The sequence below is a fragment of the Brevibacillus fluminis genome, assembly GCF_003710825.1.
GTDB classification, from domain to species: Bacteria; Bacillota; Bacilli; order Brevibacillales; family Brevibacillaceae; genus Brevibacillus_D; species Brevibacillus_D fluminis.
Genome location: NZ_RHHQ01000008.1, coordinates 570,800 through 596,200, shown reverse-complemented (window position 1 = coordinate 596,200; position 25,401 = coordinate 570,800). Strand labels below are relative to the sequence as shown.

At 53.8% G+C, this 25,401-nt stretch carries 25 protein-coding genes; 18 read left to right on the top strand and 7 right to left on the bottom strand.

Annotated elements, in window-relative coordinates; genetic code table 11:
- Positions 1-88: 88 nt before the first annotated feature.
- From EDM56_RS12170 to desA, 10 genes are all read left to right on the top strand, one after another.
- Entirely contained in the window at positions 89-1,027 is a 939-nt protein-coding gene (locus EDM56_RS12170) for an ABC transporter permease (protein ID WP_122918160.1), read from the top strand.
- Between the two features lie 20 nt (positions 1,028-1,047).
- Complete coding sequence (locus tag EDM56_RS12165) at positions 1,048-1,938, top strand: ABC transporter permease (RefSeq protein ID WP_122918159.1); 891 nt, start codon at positions 1,048-1,050, stop codon at positions 1,936-1,938.
- A 58-nt stretch (positions 1,939-1,996) separates the two neighbouring features.
- The gene (locus EDM56_RS12160) at positions 1,997-2,785 is read left to right on the top strand and encodes a sensor histidine kinase (protein WP_122918158.1); all 789 of its coding nucleotides are present in this window, start codon (positions 1,997-1,999) and stop codon (positions 2,783-2,785) included.
- A complete protein-coding gene (locus EDM56_RS12155; protein ID WP_122918157.1) occupies positions 2,782-3,909 on the top strand; it encodes a response regulator transcription factor in 1,128 nt (375 codons plus the stop codon). Before EDM56_RS12160 ends, EDM56_RS12155 begins: the two co-directional genes overlap by 4 nt.
- A 6-nt stretch (positions 3,910-3,915) precedes the next feature.
- Positions 3,916-5,181 carry a hypothetical protein gene (locus EDM56_RS12150; RefSeq protein ID WP_122918156.1) on the top strand — a complete coding sequence of 422 codons (1,266 nt, stop codon included), beginning with the start codon at positions 3,916-3,918 and terminating at the stop codon, positions 5,179-5,181.
- Entirely contained in the window at positions 5,174-6,187 is a 1,014-nt protein-coding gene (locus tag EDM56_RS12145; RefSeq protein WP_122918155.1) for an ABC transporter ATP-binding protein, read from the top strand. Before EDM56_RS12150 ends, EDM56_RS12145 begins: the two co-directional genes overlap by 8 nt.
- The gene (locus EDM56_RS12140; RefSeq protein ID WP_122918154.1) at positions 6,165-7,136 is read left to right on the top strand and encodes an ABC transporter ATP-binding protein; all 972 of its coding nucleotides are present in this window, start codon (positions 6,165-6,167) and stop codon (positions 7,134-7,136) included. Before EDM56_RS12145 ends, EDM56_RS12140 begins: the two co-directional genes overlap by 23 nt.
- 17 nt (positions 7,137-7,153) lie before the next feature.
- Positions 7,154-8,050 (top strand): acetamidase/formamidase family protein, encoded by an 897-nt coding sequence (locus tag EDM56_RS12135; protein ID WP_122918153.1) that lies wholly within the window; start codon positions 7,154-7,156, stop codon positions 8,048-8,050.
- A gap of 25 nt (positions 8,051-8,075) precedes the next feature.
- A complete protein-coding gene (locus EDM56_RS12130; protein WP_122918152.1) occupies positions 8,076-9,149 on the top strand; it encodes a M42 family metallopeptidase in 1,074 nt (357 codons plus the stop codon).
- A 331-nt stretch (positions 9,150-9,480) separates the two neighbouring features.
- Positions 9,481-10,512: a Delta(5) desaturase DesA gene (gene desA, locus EDM56_RS12125; protein ID WP_122918151.1), complete on the top strand. Its 1,032-nt coding sequence runs from the start codon at positions 9,481-9,483 to the stop codon at positions 10,510-10,512.
- Positions 10,513-10,741: 229 nt separating this feature from the next.
- On the opposite strand, the gene EDM56_RS12120 is transcribed toward desA, so the two are convergent.
- A complete protein-coding gene (locus tag EDM56_RS12120) occupies positions 10,742-11,308 on the bottom strand; it encodes a GNAT family N-acetyltransferase (RefSeq protein WP_122918295.1) in 567 nt (188 codons plus the stop codon).
- A gap of 155 nt (positions 11,309-11,463) precedes the next feature.
- Between EDM56_RS12120 and EDM56_RS12115 the strand changes: the two genes are divergently transcribed.
- From EDM56_RS12115 to EDM56_RS12105, 4 genes are all read left to right on the top strand, one after another.
- Positions 11,464-12,309 (top strand): alpha/beta hydrolase, encoded by an 846-nt coding sequence (locus EDM56_RS12115; protein WP_122918150.1) that lies wholly within the window; start codon positions 11,464-11,466, stop codon positions 12,307-12,309.
- Positions 12,310-12,469: 160 nt separating this feature from the next.
- Positions 12,470-13,267: a glycosyltransferase family 2 protein gene (locus tag EDM56_RS12110; protein ID WP_122918149.1), complete on the top strand. Its 798-nt coding sequence runs from the start codon at positions 12,470-12,472 to the stop codon at positions 13,265-13,267.
- 3 nt (positions 13,268-13,270) lie between these two features.
- Positions 13,271-13,450 (top strand): hypothetical protein, encoded by a 180-nt coding sequence (locus tag EDM56_RS31175; protein WP_148040383.1) that lies wholly within the window; start codon positions 13,271-13,273, stop codon positions 13,448-13,450.
- A gap of 42 nt (positions 13,451-13,492) precedes the next feature.
- Positions 13,493-15,052 carry an FMN-binding glutamate synthase family protein gene (locus EDM56_RS12105; RefSeq protein WP_122918148.1) on the top strand — a complete coding sequence of 520 codons (1,560 nt, stop codon included), beginning with the start codon at positions 13,493-13,495 and terminating at the stop codon, positions 15,050-15,052.
- Between the two features lie 71 nt (positions 15,053-15,123).
- Here EDM56_RS12105 and pepF read toward each other — a convergent pair whose 3' ends face one another.
- Together pepF and EDM56_RS12095 are read right to left on the bottom strand one after the other, a co-directional pair.
- Positions 15,124-16,929, bottom strand: coding sequence for an oligoendopeptidase F (gene pepF / locus EDM56_RS12100; protein ID WP_122918147.1), 1,806 nt, complete (start codon positions 16,927-16,929; stop codon positions 15,124-15,126).
- Positions 16,930-17,050: 121 nt separating this feature from the next.
- The gene (locus EDM56_RS12095) at positions 17,051-17,959 is read right to left on the bottom strand and encodes a LysR family transcriptional regulator (RefSeq protein ID WP_122918146.1); all 909 of its coding nucleotides are present in this window, start codon (positions 17,957-17,959) and stop codon (positions 17,051-17,053) included.
- A 144-nt stretch (positions 17,960-18,103) separates the two neighbouring features.
- On the opposite strand from EDM56_RS12095, the gene EDM56_RS12090 reads away from it, so the two are divergent.
- The 3 genes from EDM56_RS12090 to EDM56_RS12080 all read left to right on the top strand — a co-directional run bounded on the left by EDM56_RS12090 (position 18,104) and on the right by EDM56_RS12080 (position 21,180).
- The gene (locus EDM56_RS12090; protein ID WP_122918145.1) at positions 18,104-18,856 is read left to right on the top strand and encodes an alpha/beta fold hydrolase; all 753 of its coding nucleotides are present in this window, start codon (positions 18,104-18,106) and stop codon (positions 18,854-18,856) included.
- Positions 18,853-20,295 carry an MFS transporter gene (locus EDM56_RS12085; protein ID WP_122918144.1) on the top strand — a complete coding sequence of 481 codons (1,443 nt, stop codon included), beginning with the start codon at positions 18,853-18,855 and terminating at the stop codon, positions 20,293-20,295. Before EDM56_RS12090 ends, EDM56_RS12085 begins: the two co-directional genes overlap by 4 nt.
- Positions 20,296-20,433: 138 nt before the next feature.
- The gene (locus EDM56_RS12080) at positions 20,434-21,180 is read left to right on the top strand and encodes a class I SAM-dependent methyltransferase (protein WP_122918143.1); all 747 of its coding nucleotides are present in this window, start codon (positions 20,434-20,436) and stop codon (positions 21,178-21,180) included.
- Positions 21,181-21,235: 55 nt separating this feature from the next.
- On the opposite strand, the gene EDM56_RS12075 is transcribed toward EDM56_RS12080, so the two are convergent.
- The 3 genes from EDM56_RS12075 to EDM56_RS12065 form a co-directional block, all read right to left on the bottom strand.
- A complete protein-coding gene (locus EDM56_RS12075; protein ID WP_122918142.1) occupies positions 21,236-22,102 on the bottom strand; it encodes an NmrA family NAD(P)-binding protein in 867 nt (288 codons plus the stop codon).
- Positions 22,103-22,132: 30 nt separating this feature from the next.
- A complete protein-coding gene (locus EDM56_RS12070; RefSeq protein WP_122918141.1) occupies positions 22,133-22,582 on the bottom strand; it encodes a hypothetical protein in 450 nt (149 codons plus the stop codon).
- Positions 22,583-22,698: 116 nt separating this feature from the next.
- Complete coding sequence (locus EDM56_RS12065) at positions 22,699-23,250, bottom strand: MarR family winged helix-turn-helix transcriptional regulator (protein WP_122918140.1); 552 nt, start codon at positions 23,248-23,250, stop codon at positions 22,699-22,701.
- Positions 23,251-23,421: 171 nt separating this feature from the next.
- Here EDM56_RS12065 and EDM56_RS12060 point away from each other — a divergent pair, with 171 nt between their 5' ends.
- A complete protein-coding gene (locus EDM56_RS12060; protein ID WP_122918139.1) occupies positions 23,422-23,775 on the top strand; it encodes a winged helix-turn-helix transcriptional regulator in 354 nt (117 codons plus the stop codon).
- Positions 23,776-23,809: 34 nt separating this feature from the next.
- Here EDM56_RS12060 and EDM56_RS12055 read toward each other — a convergent pair whose 3' ends face one another.
- Positions 23,810-25,120: a CitMHS family transporter gene (locus tag EDM56_RS12055; protein ID WP_122918138.1), complete on the bottom strand. Its 1,311-nt coding sequence runs from the start codon at positions 25,118-25,120 to the stop codon at positions 23,810-23,812.
- Positions 25,121-25,401: the final 281 nt, after the last annotated feature.

Below are 25,401 nucleotides of genomic sequence, written 5' to 3'. Positions count from 1 at the left end.
CTGCCCTTTCCAGTAAGCATGAAGGCAAGGCCTATCGCGGCGGAGCCTGTAGCAGCACAATACGACGATGAAGGTGGTGTGCACTGACGTGTTCAATTATGTGGTAAGGCGATTGCTCCTGCTTATCCCGATCATGTTTTTTGTGTCGGTGCTGATTTTCGGCATCTCCAGGATGGCACCTGGTGATCCGGTACTGATCATGGTGGGCGGTCACCAGACGACACCAGAGGTGCTGGAAAATATCCGAGTTAAGTACCATTTGAACGAGCCGATTTGGACGCAGTACGGCTATTGGCTCAAAGATGCGCTAGGCGGGAATTTGGGCGAGAGCTTCAAAATGAAGCAATCCGTGACAGGCATGATTAAGGAACGACTGCCGCTGACGCTCCAGCTGGTCGTGATGAGTACCATCATGACGCTGATTTTGGCAATTCCGCTCGGGATCATGTCGGCCATTAAAAAGCAGACATGGGTCGATTACACGGCATCCCTCTTTGCGCTCGCAGGCGTATCATCGCCCGTCTTTTTCACTGGCGTGCTGATGGTCCTGCTCTTTTCCTTCAAGCTCAACTGGCTCCCTGCATTCGGTGCGGGAACCGGATTCGCGGATAACTTGGTGCACTTGCTGCTGCCATCGTTCGCGCTTGCAGTCAACATGATCGCGCTCAGCTCGCGGATCACACGCACTGGGATGATCGACGTGCTGAACACCAACTATATGCAAACGGCGATCGCCAAAGGTTTGCCGCGCCACATCATCATTTTGAAGCACGGCTTGCGCAACGCCCTGATCCCGCTTTTGACGGTGACTGGCTTGCAGGTAGGCTTTTTGATGGTCGGGACAGTGCTTGTGGAGTACACATTCGGTCTCGGCGGCCTAGGCAGCTTGATCATCAATGGCGTGCAGACCAGCGATTATCCGGTTGTACAAGGAACGACCTTGTTCATGGTCATCGTTTTCCTGGTGCTGAACCTGCTCGTTGATGTCCTGTATGCCGTTATCGATCCGCGGATTCGCTATCAATAGTATATGAGAGGAGAAAGAGGATGAGCGCTCCTACACAAACCGCGCCGGGCAGTATCGCCCCCGCTGTGAGAAAGAAAAAAAGTCTCTTGGCCTCGCCGTTTTTCCGCAACAAGATGGCGGTGGCATCAGGAATCATGATTCTCATCATCATTTTCATCGCTCTGTTCGCGCCGTTTCTCGCACCGTACGATCCGGATGCGCAAGATTTGGCCAAATCGATGCAGTCGGCCTCGGGCGATCATTGGTTCGGGACTGACAAACAGGGGCGCGATTTGTTCAGCCGTGTCCTGTACGGGGCACAGACCACCTTGTTGGGCGGCGTTTTCGTAGTGTTGATCTCCGTGCTGATCGGCGTGCCACTTGGGCTGATATCCGGCTATTTCGGCGGGCGGATCGACAGCACCATCAACCGCATCTGGGATGTCCTGCTGGCATTTCCGTCACTTCTACTCGCCTTCATCATCGTGGCGACGTTCGGGCGTGGCTTTGAAAATGCGATCATCTCGCTCGGGATCGTCTACGTGCCGATGATCTCGCGGATCGTCCGCTCGGTCACGCTGGTGGAAAAATCTCAATCGTATGTCGAGGCCGCACGGACATTGGGGCTCTCCCATACGCGCATCATTTTCCGCCATATTTTGCCGAACTGCTACTCGGCGATTTTGGTCAACTCGACGATGGACCTAGCCTACGCGATTCTTGATCTGGCCGCGCTCAGCTTCCTCGGTCTCGGCGTGCAGCCACCAACGGCTGACTGGGGCTACATGCTCTCCGAGGGACGCGAGTACATGCTGATTTCGGCGAACGCAGCGCTTGCCTCCGGCTTCGCCATCATGGTCACGGTCATTTCGTTCAACGTGTTTGGCGACTGTTTGCAAGATTATCTCGATCCGAAGCAGCGGAAGAAATAGCCGTTTCCCTTATTTTCCTTCTATAATGGAGCAAAGTGCTTAACCTTGTGGAGGAATCATGCTGCTATCGTTAAATTTGTTCACATTTTTCATTGTGCTCGGTATCGTCGGCGGGGTTATTGGACTGACGGCGGTCGTCGTTATTTTGATCACGGAAAAAGAGATTGATTATTTGGAAGTGGAAAAAAAGCGCGCCGAATTGGAAGTACTGTTAAACGAGTCGAAGTTTTTGCATCTGTCGTCCCAGATCAGGCCGCATTTTTTATTCAATACATTGAACGTGATTTCTACGCTCATTCGCCTGGATATGAAGAAAGAAGCGGAGCAGGCGACCTTTGCGATCGCGTCGCTGATGCGCTATCACCTGAAGGAGGGCGAGCCGCTGGTCACGCTGCAAGAGGAGCTGGAGTACGTCAAACATTACTTGACGATCCAGAAGCTGCGGTTCGGCAAGCGGCTGCAGTGGAGCTTCCATACATCCGAGGAAGCGCTGACCATGCTGATTCCGCTTCTGACCATCCAACCGCTGGTGGAAAACGCCTGCGTTCATGGGATCGAGCCTTCCGTTGCGGGGGGCGAGATCAAGGTATGGGTTGGCTACTCACAACATACGCTTCTGATCGAAGTGACAGACAACGGGCAGGGCGTGAGCGAACAGGTGATTGAACGTTTCGAGGCGTGGAAGGAAACGCGGCAGGAATCGGAAGAAATGCAGCGCATCGGCATTCGCAATGTGCATTCCCGTCTGATTCATCAATTCGGTCATGACAGCGGCCTTACGATCAGGCGATTGCAAAGCGGAACGCTCAGCCAAATCAAAATCTGCTACAGGGAGGTGGAGGCATGAAAGTGTTGCTTGTAGACGACGAACCATTGGAGTTGTTGAATTTGCAAAGTATCTTGCTTGGGCATGACAAAGCTATGCAAATTCGATTTGCGGAAAACGGCATGGAAGCGCTGGACTTGCTCGCGCAGGAAATGGCGGACATCGTCTGTCTGGATATTTCCATGCCTGGCCTAAACGGCATCGAAACCCTGGAACGGATCAGAGAGCGATGGCCCGATATGAAAGTGGCGCTCGTCTCCGCGTACGGGGAGTTTCATTATGCCAAGGCTGCGATGGAGCTCGGCGTATCGGGATATATTTTGAAGCCGGTTGTCCCGGAAGAACTGATTAAAATGTATCAGAAAATGTGCAAGGAACTGGAAGCGAAACGAAATGTGAAGCCGTTGCTGCTGCAGGCGGTGATAGAAAAGTGGCTGGGTTTGGAAGCGTTGAGCGATGATGTGCTGGAGGCGACTTGGAAAGCGGATATTGCCTTCGAACCTAATCTGGTCGTCGTGGCGAAGGTAGAGGACAGTCTGGGGAACCCGCTTGATTTCTCCGATTGCGCTGCGGCTGTATCCGAGGTAATCACCGGCGGCATCATCGCCCCGCAGACAGTGGAAGGGTATTGGGTGTATTTGGTCGAGGTGAAAAGCGACGGGGAGCTCGATAAAATCCGGGAGGTCTTTTCCCGCTTGAAGCTCCAAGGGAAGCGGTCCACGCCAAAGCTCAACCTGTCCTATGGCATCGGAGAGCGGGTGGATTCGTTGACAGCGCTGCGCAAATCGTTCTATGCCGCGGTCAATGCGGCGCAAAACAAGGAAGAAGCGCTGATGCAGCAATGTCTCGACTATATCGAAAGCAACTACGCCAATGCGGTGACACTGCATGATTTGGCGGTCGAGGTTCATTTGAGCCCATCCCATCTCAGCCGTGTCTTCAAAAAGAAGCTGGGACTGACATTCGTCGATGTTCTGACGAAGACGCGCATCGAAAAGGCGAAGGAATTGCTGGACAATCCAATGCTGTCTGTCGAGGTCATCTCCCACCGCGTCGGGTTCAGCAGCCCCAACTATTTTGCCGTCACGTTTCGCAAGCTGGAAGGCCAGTCGCCGCGTGAATACCGTCTGGCACAAGGTGTGTAGGCGGCTATGAGTCTTGACAACATCCAATGGCTCACGCTGCTTTCGCTCGTTGCTTGCCTGCTGGTCATCTATGTAACCGAACGGAACCGTTCCAAATGGGAGGAGGAATCACTCGGTCTCGGCAAAGGGGTCGTCGCTTTGCTCGGCCAGTGGATCGGGCTGTACGCCTTTCTCGCCTCCTCACAAGTGTCGTATCAGTACGGGATCGTCGGCATGGTTGGCTACAGCGCAGCGGGGATCGTCAGTTTTCTGTTCGTCTATCTGTGGATCGACAAGGAGAAAAAGCGGCGAGTTCAGCCGCCGCAGCTGCTCTCGATCCTGTATCGGCTGGAAGGTACGCTCGTCGCATTGATGGCGGGCAAAATGATTTTGCATCTGGTCTACGAGGTCAATACTTTGTTATCCATCGGGATCGTGACGGTCTTTTTCTGGCTGATCTTGCTGATTCGCTTTAATAAACCGAACCGGACTTCGTTCGTCATCGTGATCCTGTCGATGGCTTCCACCGTGCTTTTGCCGACGCTGGTCTATCTGAAGGTGAGCGTCCCGACCGTTTATTCCGGGGTCAAATTTTTGGCGACGGACATGTTGCGGCTCGATAACACGATGAGCTGGGTGCTCACAGCGGCGCTCATGATCCGGTTCACCTCGCACAGCCTAGTCAATCCCCAGATCCGCACGATCTACCGCCAGATCAAGGAAACGCGCCGGGGGCTCAGCTTCAGCCTGGCGCCGCTCATTTGGGCGTTTCTGCCGCTGTCCATCGGCACGCTATCATTCGTAGCGAAGGCAGAAGCGGTTTGGCCGGTATTCGCCGACGAGGTGAGCATCCTAATCGTCAGCCACTTTGGCGGACAGCTGGGCATCGTGCTGTTTACGGTCACGCTGATCTTGATCTTGCTGGTGACGATGGCACGTTACCTTTCAGAAGGAACGGAAGCGGCGCAGGCGACCGATTTGCTGACGCGGGCGCTGATCATCTTGGTGTCGGCGTTCGTTGCACTGCTTTTTCCGCACTTGACGATTCTTGATACGATGCTCGTTTTTGCCCTGATTTGGGCAGCGGTCACACCGGCTGTCCTGTGGGGCAGAGAGCTGAACGGAATCAGCGCGCTTGTGACGGCAGCGATCGGACTTGGCACGGGGATTTACTATACGATTCATGCAAGCTTGGCTCTAGGCATCATCATCGACTTTGCCGTCTCGTTTAGCATAATGGGACTGCTAAGCATCTTTATGAAACGCGAGAAAGGGGGATTTCGGCTTGAGTAAACTGCTGGAAGTGAAAAATCTGTCGACGCAATTCAAAACGGAACGCGGCATCGCTCACGCTGTGCGCCAGGTCAATTTTTCGTTGGAGCCGGGCGAAACGATGGGCATCGTCGGCGAGAGCGGCAGCGGCAAAAGCGTGACGGCCCGCTCGATTTTGCGCATCATCGAAAACCAGGGCGGCCGCATCAGCTCGGGCGAAATTTTGCTTGAGGGCGATGACTTGATCAAAAAATCCGAGAAAGAGATGCGGGCAATCCGCGGAAACATCATTTCGATGATTTTTCAGGACCCGATGACCTCGCTCAACCCGCTGATCAAGGTGGGGGAGCAAATCGCCGAGGTGCTGCGCTATCACAAGAAATACTCAAAGCAGCAGGCAAAAGAAGAGACAATCAAAATCATGAAAGACATGTCGATCCCATCCGCAGAAAAACGGTATGACCAATACCCGCACGAGTTCAGCGGCGGGATGCTGCAACGGCTGATGATCGCGATCTCGCTCGCCTGCAAGCCCAAGCTGCTGATCGCCGATGAGCCGACAACGGCGCTGGACGTGACGATCCAGGCACAGATTTTGCGCTTGATGAAGCAGCTGCAGGATCAATACAACATGGCGATCCTCTTGATCACGCACGATTTGGGCGTGGTGGCGGAAGTATGCGACAAAGTGTCGGTCATGTATGCCGGTGAAATCGTGGAGAGCACGGATGTAGCAAGCATTTTCGAAGAACCGCTCCATCCGTACACATGGGGTCTGATCGAATCGATCCCCAAGCTTGGCGAACGAAAAGGCAGCCTCAAGCCGATTGAAGGGCAACCGCCCAATCTGGCGGAGAAAATCCAGGGCTGCGCGTTCGCGAAGCGCTGCAAGTATCGCACGGAGCTGTGTGACCGCGAAAAGCCGACATTGACCGAGCTGCGTCCGAGCCATTATGTATCGTGCCACCATGCCGATGAGCTTGTGAAAGAGAGGGGGAACAGCTATGCAAGCGCTGCTAAAGGTTGAGAATCTGAAAAAGTATTTCCCCGCAGGCAAAACCAATTTCTTCGGCAAACATCAGCAGCTGCTGAAAGCGGTGGACGATGTTTCGTTTACGATTAACAAAGGGGAGATTTTCGGGCTGGTCGGCGAGAGCGGTTGCGGAAAGTCGACCACAGGCCGCTGCATTTTGCGCGTGAATGATCCGACGAGCGGCAGCGTGCAGTTTGCGGGCCGCGAAGTTACGGAATTTTCGCCCAAAGAGCTGCAAGAGCTGCGCCGTGAGATGCAGATGGTGTTTCAAAATCCGTACTCCTCGCTCAATCCGCGCATGACGATTCGCCAGACGCTGGAAGAGGTGCTGGCTGTGCATGGCATCGCCACCGGTCAAAAGGCTACTGAGCGCATCGCCGAGCTCTTAGAGCTGGTCGGGCTGCCAGCGGATGCGATGGACCGCCACCCGCACGAGTTCAGCGGCGGGCAGCTTCAGCGAATCGGGATCGCACGTGCGCTGTCCGTGGAGCCGAGCTTCATTTTCGCCGATGAGCCAGTATCGGCGCTCGATGTGTCGGTTCAGGCGCAAATCCTCAATCTGATGGCGAAGCTGCGCGATGAGCTGGGGCTGACGATGCTGTTTGTGGCGCATGACTTGAGCGTGGTCGAGCACATCAGCGATCGCGTCGGTGTGATGTATTTGGGCCAAATCGTCGAGATGGGCGACGTGGAGCAGCTGTTCAACGATACGCGCCATCCGTACACACAAGCGCTGATGGCGGCGATACCGGTTGCGGACCCGAAGCGGAAAAAGACCGAGATTTTGCTTGAAGGTGACATCCCGAGCCCGATCGACCCTCCTGCTGGCTGCCGCTTTGCCTCGCGCTGCCAAAAATGCTTCTCACGCTGCACCGAAGAATCCCCTGTGTTGAAGGAAGTAACGCCAGGCCATTTCGTTGCCTGTCATTTATATGACCAATAGCGGAGAGGATGATTGTGATGAGCCAAGTCTTGTGCAAAGATTCCATCTATGCGTTTAGCGGCAAGCATGATCCGGTTTTGCGGATCGCATCGGGTACGCGACTGACGATCGAAACGTATGACTGCTTTACGAACCAGATCCAATCGGAAGCGACGGCGATTGACTCAATCGACTGGAACCGGATCAATCCGGCGACAGGACCGATTTTCGTCGAAGGCGCAATGCCGGGCGATGTCTTGAAGGTGCATATCGAGCGAATCGAGCTAGCGGACCGAGGCGTAATGGCCACAGGCCCGGGGCTTGGCGTGATGGGACACCGCATCGAGAAGTTCGAGGTGAAGCTAATTCCGATCGAAGATGGTCATGCCCATTTCAATCAGATCAAAATCCCGCTCAATCCGATGATCGGTGTCATTGGCGTCGCCCCGGCGGAAGGCGAGGTATCCTGCGGAACACCGGGGGCGCACGGCGGCAATATGGACAACACGATGATCACGGAGGGCGCGACGCTGTACTTCCCAGTCGGGGTTGAAGGCGCGCTGTTCGGACTGGGCGATTTGCACGCTGCGATGGGGGATGGCGAGGTCGGCGTGTCCGGCATCGAGATCCCCGGCAAAGTGACGGTCACAGTGGAAGTGATCAAAGGGCTCGCGATCGCCCATCCGTTTTTGGAAAATGCAGATTCGGTCGTCTCCATCGTGTCAGCTCCGACGCTGGACGAAGCGGTGAAGATCGCGGTGGAGCAGATGGTCGATCGGCTTTTGCCGACAACAGGTTTGCCGCTGGCTGAGCTGACCATGCTGATGAGCGCGGTCGGCCAGACCCAAATCTGCCAAGTGGTTGACCCTTTGATGACTGCACGCTTCGTCGTGCCGAAACGCATTTTGAACCAATTGGACGCTTCGTTATTTTGATACAGGAAGAAGGGGAGGAAAGCACATGAGTACATTGAAACAACACCTTGTCGAACTGGACGCGATCCACGGGGTTTCCGGAGACGAAGAGCGTGTCGCCCAGTACATGAACGAATACATCGCCCCGGTGGTGGACGAACATTATGCCGATCCGCTCGGCAACCAGATTTATGTGAAAAAAGGCAGCAATCCCGACCTTAAGATCATGCTGTCCGCACATATGGACGAGATCGGCTTCATCGTCCGCCATATCGATGAGCGCGGATTCGTGTACTTCTTTCCGGTCGGCTATCATGACAGCCGGATGGTGATGAACCAGGTGCTGGTGATCCAGACGGAAACCGGCCTGGTGCAAGGGATCACAGGCGGCAAGCCTGCCCACATCGTGACGGCGGAGGAAGCGAAGCAGGCGATTCCGCTCGAGGAGCTGCACCTCGACCTCGGGACGAAAAGCCGCGAAGAGACGCTGGCGCTAGGCGTACAGGTCGGCGACTACATCACGTTTGACCGTGAAGGCCAGTTCCTCAACGGGACGAAGGTTTATTCCGGCAAGGCGGTCGACAACCGCTCAAGCTGCGCGGTGCTGATCGAGGTAATGAAGCGGCTGCAAGGTAAACAGCTAGTTCCGACCGTCTACGGTGTCGCATCCGTTCAGGAAGAAGTTGGGCTGCGTGGTGCTTCGACCGCTGCGTTTGACATCCAGCCGGATGTGGGGCTGGCGATCGACGTGATTTTTGCTGGGGGCACGCCAAGCATGGATGAAAAAGTGGCGCCGATCGTACTCGGCGGTGGACCTGCGATCAAGATGTACGACTGGACGCCAAGCAACGGGCACGGCAACAACGTTCCGAAAAAATTGACCCGCCGTCTGATCCAGGTCGCGGAAAAGAACAGCATACCGTATCAGCGTGAAGTCGTCTTAAATGGCGGCACCGATGCCTGGTCGATTTCGCTTGCAGGCCGTGGCGCTGTTTCCGGTTGCGTTTCGCTGCCGTCCCGCTACATACACTCCGCTACCGGCGTAGTGCATCTGGACGACTTGGAAAACGCTGTGAACCTGATCGTGGCGTTTGTAGAGGATTTAGCCGAGCGGCTGTAAGCGGTAAGATGAGTGAGATAGAAAAAGAGGAGATGGATTTTGCGCATCTCCTCTTTTCTTTTGGACTACGGCATCCTGAACAGGAAAAAATCAATAATTCGCCAAAATTTCTTCATTTTGCGACAAAAATGCGAAAAACATCTTTCTAGACGGCAGCGGAACGTGATAGACTCGTGGGAGCGCACGAGTGAATATGCGCATCGTCTTATGTGCCGTTCAATCAAAAATTAGCACAATATGGGCATGAATCGGAAGGTCCTTCTACTTTGATTCGGAATCCATGTGTCACGTACGGAAAAAAGTAATCAAAGAGAGGAAGATCATCATCAGCATGCCCCACCAACCAGCGAATTGGCGAAAAAATGTCGCTCCTTACGAAAAATCAAACTTGAGGCACAGTGTCTGGCAGATGTTTAATACGCTCGTGCCGTTTTTTCTGTTATGGTACGGAGCTTATCTCTGCTTGTCTGTCTCCTATTGGCTTACACTTGCGCTGGCGATCCCAGCCGGAGGATTTCTCGTCCGTATCTTCATTATTTTCCACGATTGCTGTCACCAGTCTTTTTTCAAAAACAGGCGGGCGAATGCGATCGTGGGCTATTTCACCGGCGTCATGACGTGCTGCCCGTATGAGCAATGGAAGCATACGCATTCGGTCCACCATGCAACGAGCAGCAATTTGAACAAAAGAGGCGTCGGCGATGTCTGGACGCTGACGGTCGACGAATATGTCGCGCTGCCACTATGGAAGCGCATGTACTACCGTATTTACCGCAATCCGTTCGTCTTGTTTGTAATCGGGCCGATCTACATTTTTCTGATCGATTACCGTTTCAACCGCAGACGCGTTTCGCGCAAGGAGCGGTTCAATACGTACTTGACCAACCTCGGAATCGTCGCAGCGGCGGGAGGGATCAGCATGCTGATTGGCTGGCAGCAGTTTTTGCTGGTGCAGGGGCCGATCTTCCTGATTTCCGGTGCGGCAGGCATTTGGCTGTTTTACGTTCAGCATCAGTTTGAAGGGACGTATTTTGAAAACGAAGAAGAATGGGATTATGTCAAAGCGGCGCTGCAAGGAAGCTCGTTTTACAAGCTGCCCAAGGTGCTGCACTGGATTACCGGCAACATCGGCTTTCACCATATCCACCACTTGAGCCCGCGTGTACCCAACTACTATTTACCGTCTGTTCACGCACAAAGCGCGCTGTTTCAAGATGTTCCCAGCGTGACGATCCTCTCCAGCTTAAAAGCATTGCGCTACCGCCTGTGGAGCGAGAAGCGGAAAATGTTTGTTGGATTCGGGGAGATTGCGCAGGATGCTCGGGAGAACGAACGGCCGGTGAAGAAACGGAAAACAAGCTAGCGTCGGGTCGATCATAGCAAGAAAAACAAGGAGCAGTTGCCCAGGGCAAGCTGCTCCTTTTCTGATCGTATAAGAATTTATAAGTGAATGCGCTTATAAATTCTGGAGCGGAAGACGGAGTACCTCAGCGTCACTTCCAGCATAGGCGTCGGTAAAAACTTCCCCAAATCGAAGGATCTGCTTCTTGAAAGGACTTCTGAATGAAGTTTTTCTTATTGGAAACGTACCGCTATCGGTAATCTTGCTTGAGCATGCCGTAAATCTCCAGATCGACAATTCCTTTTCCAGACCAAATTGCGGCTTGGCGCAAAGTGCCTTCCTTCAAAAAGCCGTTTTTGAGCAAGACCTTTTTTGACTGTTCGTTGGGGGGCATGACTTCCGCCTGTATCCGATTGACCTTGGCTTGGTCAAACAAAAATCCGATGCATGCTTGTACAGCTTCCGTCGCAATGCCTTTTCCCCAATGCGACTCAGCCAAAAAGTAACCGATTGTCACCATATCCACTTTTTGATTGAAATCAAATGCTTCCATGATCCCGACCAGAATGCCGGGGGCTTCCTTGGTGAAAATGCCCCATTTGATGCGTGACCTTTTTTGAAAATCCCGGTCAAAATGACCGATCATCGTTTTAACCGTCTCTTTATTATGTTTGGGGATGATTCCGCAATAGGTAAATACGATGTCATTGCGGTAAATGTCATAAACTTCTTCAAGATGTGTGACGTCAATCTTGCTCAAGACTAGATTTTGGCTCTCTATCACTGGGAAACCATCAAAAACAACGCGAATATCCACGAATCGGACGATCCTTTCCACGAATTCCAATTTAGGTACATGGTTCGTCGGCATTTTGAAAATTTCCTGCGTGTCATTACCCGGTAGCGAGAGATATCCTTCTTCCGATCCCAGCCTGCCTCATATATGATAGTTTCAGAGAGGGGGCATCCACTATGCATACATACCTAGAAGACTTTCAAACCTATACCGCTCGCGATGGGGCGCAGCTTCCATACCGATTTTTTGCAGGGCATTCTGACGTCGTACTGATCTTTTTGCACGGCATTACAGAACCGAGCCTGTATTTGCGAGAGTTTGGCCAATGGATCGCCCAACAGAGGCTTGCCACTGTGTATCTTCCGGATTTACGCGGGTATGGAAATCAGCCCCTTCGTCGCGGCGACATCGATTACATCGGGCAGCTGGATGATGATTTGGAGGACTTGTTCCGGTTCGTTCAAACGCGCCACCCCGGCGCAAAGATCATCGTAGGGGGACATTCTGCGGGAGGGGCAACCGCCATCAGGCAAACCATGCGTCCGATCCATCAAGAGATTTTTGCCTATTTGCTGCTTGCACCGGCACTGAGCCCCAATGCACCGCTCGATCGAAAGGACGGTTCCGGCAATGAATCCAAGGTGAGCATCCCGCGTTACCTGTCATTGATGCTGCTCAATGCGCTCGGCATTCGCCGCTTCAACCATGCTGTCGTTTACCGCAGGCTGACCCCGGTAGAAAAACTGCACGGAACGGAATCGTGCCAGCTGAGCTATCGGCTTGCCTTGTCGCGCATGGTAGGGAACGATTATGGCAGCTATTTGGCGAGGTTGACCCAGCCTACCTTTGTCATGATCGGGGCTGATGATGAGGTTTTCGACGCTGATGCGTATCAACCGCTTTATGAAAAACATTGCAAGGCGGAAGTCCGCGTCATCGCAGGTCACAATCACGACTCAATCGTAAAAACAGAGGAAGCGCTCTCTCGCGTGGGGGATTGGCTCAGGAAGACGGTTTTATAAATCAATTTCCGCTCTCCCGCTTGTTCATCCATCTACGCACATCCACCTTCTCGTGAATAGCATGTACGATAGCTGCTTATCGAAAGGTGAGGACTGATAAAAATGAAGGTGCTGCGAACCGAAGCGGCAGATGTCGCGCTTGGGACCAGGGGGAAGCGCGATGGCGAAAACTAGTGTAGGAGGGCAAGGCAGCAGGGTGGGCGTCTCGGTCGTGACCTGCACAAATCGTCCGCAATTTTTCAAGAGACTGCTGGAAAACTATCAGAATCAAATTTTGCCGTATAAAGAACTGATTATCATCTTAAATAACGATCGCATGAGTCTCGGGCAGTACCGGGCGCTCGTCCGGCCTATGAAAAACGTGAGAGTGTACCAATTGCCTCAATCTTACTCACTTGGCAGATGCCTCAATTTTGGTGCCAGGCAGGCGCGTTTCCCGTTCGTCGCCAAGTTTGATGACGATGACTATTACGGACCGCACTACCTAGTCAGGCAGCTGCGTGCGTTGATCGTCACAAAAGCGCACGTCGTTGGCAAACTGGCCCATTTCCTGTATTTGAAGGGGAGGAAGCTGCTGGTGATCCAGCGGCCCCATCAGGAGAACCGGTTCGTCAAATGGATCGCTGGGGGCACGATTATGGCAAGGCGCAGCTTATTCCTGAACGTTCCTTTCCCGGATCGATCGCTTGGCGAGGATGTCGGTTTCCTTCGGAAATGCCGAGCGAGAGGGCTGCGGATTTACGCTTCAGACCATTTCGACTATGTGTATATCAGAAGGCCGAACAGGACTGGGCATACTTGGAAGGTCACGGACCAGGAGCTGTTGAACCGGAAGCATATCGTCATTGGGCATACGACGAGATACAAGGCGATTGCGAGAAGGCGCCTGCAAATGCGAACCAGAGTGAGACTACTTCCGCAATTGTATGTGTGGCGCGCAGTAAGAGGGAAAGCTTAGAGGGTGTCTGCCGGAACAGAGGACGGATACGAACGAAAACGCTGGAGACGGCGGCTGCGCCAACAAGTGGCGTGGCCGTCGTTTTTGGTTGTAGAGAAGTGCAACCGCAGCTCCGCCAAAAAGCATGGCGTAGCCAGGTTTTCTAAGCTCGAATGGGAATTGGCAGTTTGTGGGATGCTATAGCGAGTTTCCATTCGATTGATGCGTTTCGGGAGGTAAGGCTAGATGGTTCATGTTCTGTTGGTCATTGTGCTGGTGGTCATCCTGGTACCGCCGCTTGTTTTTTTCGGCTATATGTACGCGCTATCCAAGCAGCCTAAGCATTCGATCATTCGTTCTCACCCGTTTCTCGGTTGGGTGCGCTATTTGCTTGAAAAACTCGGACCGGAGCTGCGCCAGTATTGGTTTGACAGCGATACAGAAAGCAAGCCGTTTTCGCGGGACGATTTCGTTGGGCTCGTGCTTGCAGCGAAATACCGTACCGATTTGATTTCATTCGGGGGCAAGCGAGATTTTGACGAACCGGGCTTCTACTTGTCCAATGCCATGTTCCCGCGATTGACGAGTGAGCTTCGGGTTGATAACGACACGTTGCTCAAGGGGAAGAAGTATGAAATTACGGATGAAGGGCTGTTTACCAGAAGGGAAAAATTCATCGACGACCAGGTGAAGCCGTGGCTGCTGCATGATGACGATGTGATCGTCGTTGGGGAAAGACGCGCGCATCCGTGGCGGGTGAAAGGGATGTTCGGTGCCTCCGCGACCTCCTACGGGGCCGTGGGGGAGCATTATATCATATCGACGGGAAACGGCGCGCGGATGGCGGGCGGCTCCTGGATCAATACGGGCGAGGGTGGGGTCGCCAAAGTCCACCTGGAAACAGGAGTAGACATCATCTCCCAGATCGGGCCGGGCATGTTTGGCTTCCGTGACGATTCCGGTCATTTTTCCATTGAAGAGTACAAGCACAAAGCAAGCATGCCGAATATCAAGGCGTTCGAGCTGAAATTCCATCAGGGTGCGAAAATCCGCGGTGGGCATCTCGAAGGCACTAAGGTTACGGAAAAAGTCGCGGCGGCCCGCTTGGTTCCGGTAGGCAAAACGGTGAATTCGCCGAACCGGTTCGAGTTCCTCACCAATCCAGAGGAAGCGCTCCGTTTCATCAGTACCTTGCAGGAAGCGGGGGGAAAACCTGTAGGCGTAAAGATCGTCGTGGGCGATCCAAAGCGGCTTGAGCCGTTTTTTCAGGCGATGGTCGACTTGGATATTTGCCCTGATTTCATCACCGTGGACGGCTCCGAGGGCGGCTCGGGTGCGACGTTCAAAGCGATGGCGGACGGAATGGGGCTGCCGCTGTATCCCGCACTGCTCATTCTCGACGACACGGCGCGGAAATACGGCGTGCGCGACCGTATGAAGATTTTCGCGTCCGGCAAATTGATTACCCCTGATAAGGTGGCGATCGCTATGGCGATGGGGGCGGATTTGGTCAATTCCGCACGCGGCTTCATGATGGCAAATGGCTGCATCATGGCGATGCAATGTCACACCGGCAAATGCCCGACCGGGATTACGACAACGGATTCCAAGTACCAGGAGGCACTAGCGCCTGAGGAGAAGCAGTGGCGCGTGATGAACTATATTTTGCAGTTGCGGGAAGGCTTGTTTTCGCTGGCGGCGGCCTGCGGCTTGGAGAGCCCGCGCGAGTTGAACCGAGAGCATGTTGTTTTCACGAATGAGAGCGGACAAAGCATCCGTGTAATCGATTTATTCCCTTATCCGTAAAACAATGCGGTGAAAGGGCCGCACACGTAAAAAAGGCTGCCAAGGTCGGCAGCCTTTTTGCATAGTAGCTGTTACTCGTTAAACAGCTTCTCCAACTCGTCGATCAGCTGGCCAACATAGGCGACAGCTGTGCGAATCGGTTCAGGCGTGGACATATCGACGCCAGCCAGTTTCATCAGCTCAAGCGGCTTCAACGATCCGCCCGCTTTCAATACCTCTAGCCAGCGGTCGACTGCAGGCTGGCCTTCCTCGCGAATGCGAGCGGCAACAGCAGTCGAGGTGGTCAAGCCTGCTGCGTATGTGTACGGATAAAGCCCCATGTAGTAATGCGGCTGTCGCATCCAGGTCAAGCTCGCTCCGGCATCCAATTCTACGGCATCGCCCCAGAATTCGCCGAGCACTTGGCCTTTTAGCTCGGACAGCTTTTTCGCGGTGAGCGGTTTATTCGCTTCAGCTGCCTCATAGACTCTGCGCTGCATCTCGCCTTCCAGCAGATGAGTAACGAAATTGTGGTAATACGTGTTCAACAGCTGTAGAATCACCCAGCGCTTCAGACGCGGATCGTCGGACTGAGCGGTGATGTGCTGGGCCAGCAGCAGCTCGTTCATTGTAGACGGCGCCTCGATGAACGAAAGCGACGGGCGATAGTTGGCATAGCGCTGGTTACGTGCCGCGAGCATCAAGTGTCCAGCATGGCCGAGCTCGTGCGCCAGCGTGAACGTGCTGCGCATATTGTTTGCCCACGTGATCAGTATGTAGGAGTGGATGTCATAGGAGCTTGAGCAGAAGGCGCCCGTCGATTTGCCCACGTTGTCGGCGTAATCGATCCAGCGATTGGCCAAGGCTTGCTCGATGATCTCCACATATTCAGGGCCCATGATTTGAACAGCGGCCAAAATTTGCTCGCCCGCTTCTTCCGTAGTAACGGTGGGGCTGAATGCAGGATCAAGCGAAGCCTTCAGATCGCAGAAGCGCATCTGCTCGAGGCCAAGCACCCGTTTTTTCAAGCTGGCATAACGGCGCATGTGCGGCGCCAGCTCTTTGAAAATGATCCCCAGCACGTTTTCATACATGTCGATCGTCACGTGCTGCGGGGCGAGGAGCATATGGGTGACCGATTCATAGCCGCGCAGGCGGGACAGCACGGTTTGGCGCTTGACTTCTGTGGCGTATGCGGCAGCAAACGTGTTTTGGTAGGCATGGAGCGTATTACTGAAAGATTCATAGGCTGCGCGGCGCAGTGTCGTGTCAGGCGACATTTCGTAGTTGGTCTCGAACAGTGCGAATGAAACCGGGCGCGTCACGCCTTCACTGTCTTCCACGGAAGCGAACGTCATGTCCGTCAGCTTGCTGCGCTGATAGACCGTGTAAGGGGAGCCCAGCACCTCGCCCAAGGAGGCAAGCACCGATTCGGTTTCCGGCGACAGACGGTGAGGCTTGGTTTCAAGCAATTCCTCAAGATTTTTGCGGAACGGAGCCAATCCCGGTTCTTCTTGCAAATAGCGCTCGACGGTACCGTCCGGCAGCGCCAAAATTTCCGAGCTAATAAACGACAGTGCTGCATTGACCTGTGAAACGACATCCCCTACGCGAGCGGAATTCGCTTGATTGACCGGATTGGTTCCATCCTCAGACGTGCGAAGGCGCGCATAGGAGGAGAGCCGCTGGAGACGGATTGCAATGGTCTCTTCCGCTTCCAACGTGGCGAGGAGCTCTTCCGCTCCGTTGTGCAGCTGTCCTTTGAATTGGGTAATGGCTGGCAAGTCCAGGACAATCGCTTGCAGCTCGTTTTCCCATGCTTCCACGTTTGCGAACAGTTCAGTCAAATCCCAGGTTTGTTCTACCGGAACCTGTTCGCGCGTCACTCTCTCTTTCATACTTGCGATTCCTCCTTTATTTGTGAAATGTTCTGATTTTTCCCTATCTACAGTCGTTTTCGTCGATGAAAACGCGAAATCCCTTTATCAGTGTAACACGTTTGGCTGTTCGCTGCGGACGCTATGCCCGGGCTTGGGCCGCATGCTGGATGGCGTTTTGGATATAGGCTTGCAGCGTCTCGATGAAGGCTTGCGCAGCGAAGCTCATATAGCGGTCGGAGCGGTAAATGATGCAAATGTCCTGACTAGGGGTAGGATCGACGAGCGGAATGGTTGCGATCTTCTTGTTGCCCAGGTTTTCGAGCAGCAGGCGAGGCAGGATGCTTGCCCCGATCCCTTGCTCTACCAGCGAAAGCAGCGTGGAAACGGTTGTCGTTTCAATCCCTGGCTGGAGGCGGAACCCGGCTTCTGCACAGTAATGGTCGATGACCTGCCGCACTTGATGATCCGGAGGGAACATCGCCAATTTGAGGTGCTGCAGCTGCGCAAACGACATTTTGCTTCTTTTCGCAAAGAGGTCGTCGGCGCAAATCGCCAGTGCGAATTCTTCATGCATCAGCGGGATACGGGTGATCCGCTCATCGGGCGGCGGCGTTGTGGTTACGCCGATGTCGAGCGTCCCTTGGAGAATTTGCTCCGTAATTTTGGTCGTTTCCAGCACGGACAGGGAGAGCTGCGGATACGTTTTGTGGAATTCGACGAGCAGGGCGTTGAACAGCAGGTCGGCATCGCCGGGAAGCACGCCAATCGACAATGTTCCGCCCTGGGCGGTTTGCAATGCTGCAATGGCGTCGCGCGCATACTGCAAATGAGAAAAAACATGCTGGCTCTGCTCATACAGCAAACGGCCCGCTTCCGTAATGGCGATTCGCTTACCCAGCCGGTCAAACAGCAAGACGCCGAGCTCGCCCTCCAAAAGCTTGATCTGCTGGCTCAAATTCGACTGTGTCGTGCACATTTTTTCGGCGGCGCGGGAAAAATGCAGCTCATCACAGACAGCCATGAAATACTCCAATTGCCTCAGTTCCATGGGATTCTCCTCTCAAATACGCCAGTTATCGCTCGCACTACTCATTATAATCGGAAACACGCGATTGATGGAATTTTTTGGGGCAATTTATACTTGCCATAGGAAGAAGCGATACAGAAGCGGGAATGGAGGCTCAAGAACAAGATGACAACGGAAAAGAAAGTAGCGATCGACGGCGGCGCACTGTTTTGTATGTACGAAGATATATGTCAGAATCTTCCGACTGTAATTTTTGAATCGGGATACGGCGCCCCTTTGCGTACATGGTCAAAGGTGTGCGGCGAAATCAGCGGCATCGCGAATGTGTTCCGCTATGACAGGGCGGGGGTTGGTCAAAGCGAGCGGGGAACGCATCCGATGCACAGCCGGAAGATCGTGGAGAACCTGCACCGATTGCTGGCTGCAGAAAACATTGCGCCGCCCTATATCATGGTGGGGCATTCATTCGGTGCGCTCAACGCTCGTCTATACGCGCATCTATTTCCCGGGGAAGTGGCTGGGCTTGTATTGGCGGAACCGTCGCACGAGGAGCAGCATGAAAAATGGCTGCCGCTTGTCGAGGAAGATTTTCGCAAAACCTTTTTGGCGCAGTTTGCGATCGAAGGGACGTACGACGACTTTTTGCAGAGCCTGGATCAGGTGAAAGCAGAGCGAAAGCATTTCGGCAGCCTGCCGCTGATCGTCCTCTCCGCCGGGCGCAAGGAATTCCATTCGGATACATCGTTTGCGATGTGGCGCCAGCTGCATGCCGATATCGCGGCACTTTCGCATAACAGCCGCCATCTCATTGTCGAATCGAGCGGGCACAGCATGCAGCGAGATGAACCGTCAGCGGTCGCAGAAGCGATCAGAGCGGTGATCCGGATGACAGAGGATCAAGGGGGATCTGACAAATGAACCGATTGGCAATGAAAGAACATCCGGATTTGTTTCTGGCATGCTTATGTGTAGGGCTGTTTTTCGTTTTTTTGGATACGGCCATCGTAAATGTGGCGTTGACCTCGATTCAAAACGATCTTGGCGCATCGCTCACCAAGCTGCAATGGGTCTTTGATTCCTACGCGCTCACGTATGCGTGCCTTTTGCTGACAGCCGGCACGTTGGGGGACCGCCTCGGCAAAAAGCACGTGTTTGCCGCCGGGCTGATTGGCTTCACCGTTACCTCTGTGCTGTGCGCGCTGGCCCAGTCCATCGAGGTGTTGATCGTCGGTCGAATCTTGCAGGGCATCAGTGCGGCTGCCATGATTCCAGTCTCGCTTGCGCTCATTTCCGAGCTGTATGAAAATCCGCGCGAGCGCTCGCGGGCTATCGGGATTTGGGGTGGAGCAAGCGCGATTGCGCTGGCTGCCCGCCCTGCTGTCGGCGGATTTTTCATTGATCATTTCGGCTGGCAAAGCATTTTCTGGATCAATGTACCGATCGGTGTGCTCACGCTGCTTGTCCTCACGCTGTTCCGGGCGGAAGGGAGCGCGATGCGCCGGCGAAAAATCGATGTGGTGGGCCAGCTCCTCTTTATAGCGGCTGTTTTTGAACTGACCTATGCCTTGATCGAAGGGAATGCCGCGGGCTGGAGTTCGGTGACGATTATCGGTGCATTGGCGGGCTTTGTCCTGTTCTTTAGCCTTTTTCTGTGGAGGGAGAAACGTTTTGACGATCCGATGCTGCCGCTCTCGCTGTTTGGCAGCCCGATTTTTACGACTGCTTGCTTGGTCAACTTTTTGTCCTTGTTCGGTGTTTTTAGCGCGCTGTTTCTGCTACCGATTTACTTTCAGCAGGTCAATCATTTGACTGCGACTGAAACGGGGCTGCACATGATGGCCCTCACCGTCGCGATCATGATAGCGACACTGGTCGCGCCGGGCGTGGCACAAAAAATGGGCAACCGTTCTACGATCATGGCGGGTTCGCTTATGGCAGGGATCGGGTTTTTGGAGCTTACTGTCCTGCAGGCAGGCACTGCTTTTGGTTCTTACTGGTGGGCGCTAGTTCTGGTCGGCATCGGTGTTTCGCTGGTGGGTCCACCCGCTGCAATTGTGCTGCTGGGTTCGGTGCCGCCGCAGCTTGTCGGTACAGCATCAGGCGTGGCCAACACGTTTCGGCAGGTAGGCGTCGTCTTCAGCGTGGCACTTGCCGGGGCGCTGATCCAGTTTCACATGAAGAGTCCGCTCGTGTCGGCGATGGATTTTGCCGCAAGCCAAGGGTTTCTTCGCGGTATGCAGACCAGCTTGATTATCGCAGCGTTGGGCTGCTTTCTGGGGGCTTTTTGCGCATACCGATTTTTGCCCCGTCCTGTAAAAAAAGAGACCCCGGCGCGGGCGATGCTGGAAAAACCGTAAAACTTCAGGGTTGCACACATTTCCTGCAGCCATGCGTACAACTTTGCCTCTGTATCAAAGGTGTGCTTTTACTTGCGAGCGTGTTGGGCTAGGCTAACGTGTATCAAGACACACTCGAGCAGGGGAGATGCATGACGGATGAAACAAAACAAATATGATGATGTCCAATTTTTTGCCGCCTATCAGCAAATGCCGCGTTCGCTCAAAGGCCTGGAAGCGGCGGGTGAGTGGCATGTACTGCAATCATTGCTGCCGGATTTACGGGACAAACGTGTGCTTGATTTAGGATGCGGGTATGGCTGGCACTGTCGCTACGCTCGGGAACATCATGCGCGCTCCGTGGTAGGCGTCGATCTGTCGGAAAACATGCTGCAAAAGGCCCGCGAGCTGACGGATGATTCCGCCATTACCTATATACGGATACCGATCGAGGATATCGTGTTTTTGCCTGAAGAGTTTGATGTGGTGATCAGCTCGCTGGCGTTTCATTACATCGAGTCGTTTGCGGACATATGCCGAAAGGTGCACCGCTATTTGCCGCCAGGAGGGGATTTCATCTTTTCCGTGGAGCACCCGATCTTCACGTCACGCCAAGAGCAGAGCTGGCATATGGATGAAGCCGGCAATCGCCTGCATTGGCCGGTCGATCATTATCAGGCGGAGGGAATCAGGCAAACGGCATTTTTGACGGATAACGTGGTGAAGTATCATCGCACGATCTCCACCTATTTCAATGACTTGATCGAAGCCGGCTTCGCCGTCCAAGCGGTCAAGGAGCCGCTGCCACCGGAAGAGTGGATGAGCGACCCGTTGATGGCAGATGAAGCGCGTAGACCGATGTTTCTGATCGTTTCGGCCAGAAAAGAAAATGCTTTGGCAAAGTGAGAATGAGTGAGGAAAACAAACAAAGACCAGCACACGCGCATGGTCTTTGTTTGCATTACCGGAAATGACCAGCGTGCTCGCGCAAAAATGCGTCAAGGGTGCGGGGAGCTCTGCCAAGAAGTCGCGCAACATCGTCTGTCGGTGTCTCCGGAAGTGCTATCGCCATCGCCTGGATTTCTACGACGTGATTGGCGAGCCAGGACGGCATGCCTCCTCGCTCAATCAAATCGCGGCGCAAGACTTCCGTGTACAGATTGATGTAGCGGATCGGCCGCGCAAGCACGACAGACAGCTTGTCGGCAATTTGTGGATAACTGAACGTTTCAGAACCGGTCAGCGTGTAGACGCGGCCTGTTGCTTCGCGATTCGTTAGCGCTTCGGCGGCGACATCCGCAATATCTCGGCAGTCTACGAAGTTGCATGCAGTCTGACCCATCGCACCGAAAAAGACCTCTTCTGCCGCAATCGTCGGCCCAAATCGCAGCAAGTTTTGCATAAACGCGTAGGGGCGCAGGACAGTATGAGTGATCCCGGATTCCGCCAGATTGCGCTCGATTTCTTGATGCCAGCCCGCTACGGCCACAGGTGCGCTTGGATGGAAAGCAGGGCTGGATATTTTTACGATGTGCTCAATGCCGGTCTCCACTGCTTGGTGAATGACGGAAGTCTCCAGCTTGATTTGTGCCGGACTGTTGGACAGCACAAGGAAAAGCTGGCTTGCTCCGACAAACGCGCGGTGCAGCGATTCGCTGTCGGCTGCATCGGCATACGCTGCTTCAATATGCGGCCATCCGTATGACTTGATTTGTGCATGCAGCTTCTCCGGTTCTCTGCCAAGCGCCCTTGCAGGTACGCCAAGCTCACCCAAACGCTGTAAAAGCGCCTGTCCAATTGTTCCACTTGCTCCCATGATCACGATCATTTTGGTTCTCTCCTTTGTGTAAAACACTTTTTATTTGTTGGTCAAACGCCACCGCCATGCGATAAGCGTGCTGGCGATCGCCGCAGACATCGGGAAATCCAACCAGATCCGATCGAACCAATGCAATTGGTCAGCTGCAAGGGACATCCACAGCAAAAGGCTGGCGACCCACGCGGCGGATAGGCCGACCACGATCCCGATCAGCATGAAAGCTCCAACGACGGCAAAGCGGTTGGTGCTCACGAGCCACGGAATGCGGCGGCCATTGTTTTGCAGCCATAGACCGATCAGCAAGGCGACTAGAGCTGAGGCCCCACCGATCGTGGTCAAGGCCCCGATCTGCAGATCTCGATTGGCGGTGATGAGCCCGCCGATCCCTGCCATGACAGCGGGGGAGACGTAAGCCATCGCCACTTCCCGCCACAGGACAAATGGCTTTGCGGCGGGTCTTTTGGCTGCGAGCGAATTCATGTTGCCCATGTGATTTCCTCCTTTCGGTTTGTTTTGTCAGTAACTTCATGTAATTAGGCAGCTAATTATATGTGAGTGAAAAGGGGCTAGGTTCACTAGCCCGTTTTTGCCCTTTACTGATGTGGTTACTTTTTGGGCTCCCAATTCTCATCGGTAAGCGCGGAGATGTGTTGTGTCACACGGTCAATCAGGTCGAGAAACACGGTTCGCTCCTCGATGGTTAGCAATCCGACCATGGCTTCAAGCCGGGCGAAATGCTCCGGGGCCAAGTCCAGCAGCTTTTTTTCCCCTTTCGCAGTCAAAATGACGGCTTTTTGACGGCCATCTTCCGCACTGGGGCGTCTGGTTACCAGCCCATCCCGCTCGAGGATATCAATAAGACCCGTCACCGTGGCACGGGTAACGCCGAGATGCTCCGCCAGCTGCGAGGGAAGCGCTTCGCCGCCGTTATCCTCAAGGTCTGCCAATAGACGATAGCGCCCTGTCGATAAACCGAATCGGGAAAAATGGACTTCTGCGGCATGTCCCAGCATCGTGCCTGTAGCCATAAGCCTCGCCGCGACGAGGACCGCTTGCGGGTCACTGTCCAGCTTGTAGCGCTCAAGCTGCGTCTTGGACTGCTCGAGCGAAGGGGTCGCGTAGTTGTTGTTTTTCGATACATTCGTATGGTTCGTCATGGATATAGTATGTTTCCTAATTACTTTCGTGTCAATACATATTTTAACAATCGCCTGGCATTTATTGTTCCATAAGGGAAGCAATGATCATCCGGTACACTCATTTCCGAAACGGAACGAATGTGATACGCTATAGCCAATCAGATGAAAAGCGGGAAGGAGTGGTTGTCCATGCACAACGAAGAGCCTATCGTGCTGGAAAAAGGAGAACCCGGCGTTCCATGTCCCATTGCCAAAACCATTGATGTCATTGGCACCAAATGGACGTTTTTAATCATTCGCGATTTGCTGATCGAAGGGACGCTTCGATTCAGCGATTTGTTGCGGTCGATGGAGGGGATCAGCCCCAAAACGCTGTCGTTGCGCCTGCGGGAGCTGGAGGAGCACGGCATCGTGGAACGGACGGTTTATCCGGAAGTGCCGCCGCGCGTGGAGTACACGATAACGCCGAAAGGAAAGCAGCTTGAGGGCATATTCATCGAATTGAAGCGGTTCGGCTTGACGCTGGACAAAGAAAAAGGTTAAACCCATCGTTGGAAGGGTTTAACCTTTTCGCTAATTAGAGAGAGATGACGCCGATCACGAGAGAGGTAATCAACATGACAACCATGGAACCGAGGGCCCATTTCAACGTGAATTTTTGATGGTCGCCAAAATTGACGCCGGCCATGCCGACGAGCAGGTAGGTCGACGGGACGAGCGGGCTCAACAGGTGAACCTGCTGACCGATCAGCGAGGCGCGGCCCATTTCAATTGAGCTGATGCCATAGACGTGCGCGGCTTCGTTCAAAAGTGGCAAGATGCCAAAGTAGTACGCGTCATTGGACATAAAGAAAGTAAATGGCACGCTGGTGATCGCCGTGATGACAGGGAAATGCGGTCCCCACGATTGCGGGATGACGTGCACGAGCGCGTCGGCCATGGCGTTTACCATGCCGGTGCCTGTCAGGATGCCGGTGAAGATACCGGCGCCGAACACCATGGAAGCGACTGATAGCGCGTTGCCCGCATGTGTAGAAATCCGTTCCTTCTGGTCAGCCATGTTCGGATAGTTGACGAGCAGCGCGACGGCAAACCCGATGACGAACAAGACTGTAAGCGGTAACAAGTCCGTGATTAATGAAATCATCAAAGCGACAGTCAATATCATGTTGAACCAGAGGAGCTTAGGGCGGCGGATCCTGCTTACGGCTTCAGCAGAAGCGGCAGTCTCGCGTTCGTGGCCGACCTGGTCCAAGTTCTCAGGCAGCTTGATGTGACCCAGCCGCTTACGCTCTTTTTTGCCCAACACGTAGGCGACGAAAATCACCCACAGCGCTGTTACGATCATGCCTGGAATGAGCGGGACGAACACTTGCGAGCTGTCCAGATGCAGCGCACTCAAGACACGAGCAGTCGGTCCGCCCCAAGGCAGCATGTTCATGACACCGCTTGCCATGATGGACACGCAGGTCAGGATCAACGGGTTCATCCCGAGCTGGCGATACAGCGGGAAGAGTGCGGCGACCACAATCATAAAGGTGGTGGTGCCATCGCCGTCCAAAGAAACGAACAGCGCCAAAAGTGCGGTTCCGATGACGATTTTGAGCGGATCGCCCTTTACGACTTTCAGCGTTTTGGACACGAGCGGATCGAACAGGCCCGTATCGATCATAATCCCGAAATACAGAATCCCGAAGATCAACATGACGCCGGTCGGGGCGATTGACTTGATGCCGTCCATCATCATCTTGCCGACATCTCCGCCGAATCCGCTTACAATTGCGGTCAAAAGCGGGATGAGGATCAAGGCGATCAAGGCTGACAAACGGTTGGACATGATCAAGTACATGAAGATGGCAATCATTACAAAACCTAAAATGGCTAACATCCGGATGCCTCCTGTCTCAATGTAAAAGTATGAATTACCGGGTGTTGGGTTTGCTTTTGCTGCACAGTCAAAGCGGCGAAAATAAGCCGCATGTGAAATGGTAGTTTTTAGTGTAAGTAAAAATATAAGAGCGGATGCTGTTCCCCCTTTTGCGGCGCTTCATGCAAGCGGTGCCAAAATTCGCTTCACCGACTTGCTCGTAAGCACCGGTGTGTGACCGCTTTCTTTTGTGTGGAAGCCACTTGACAGATCCCTTGTAGAATTTAGTATAGTGAGGCTAT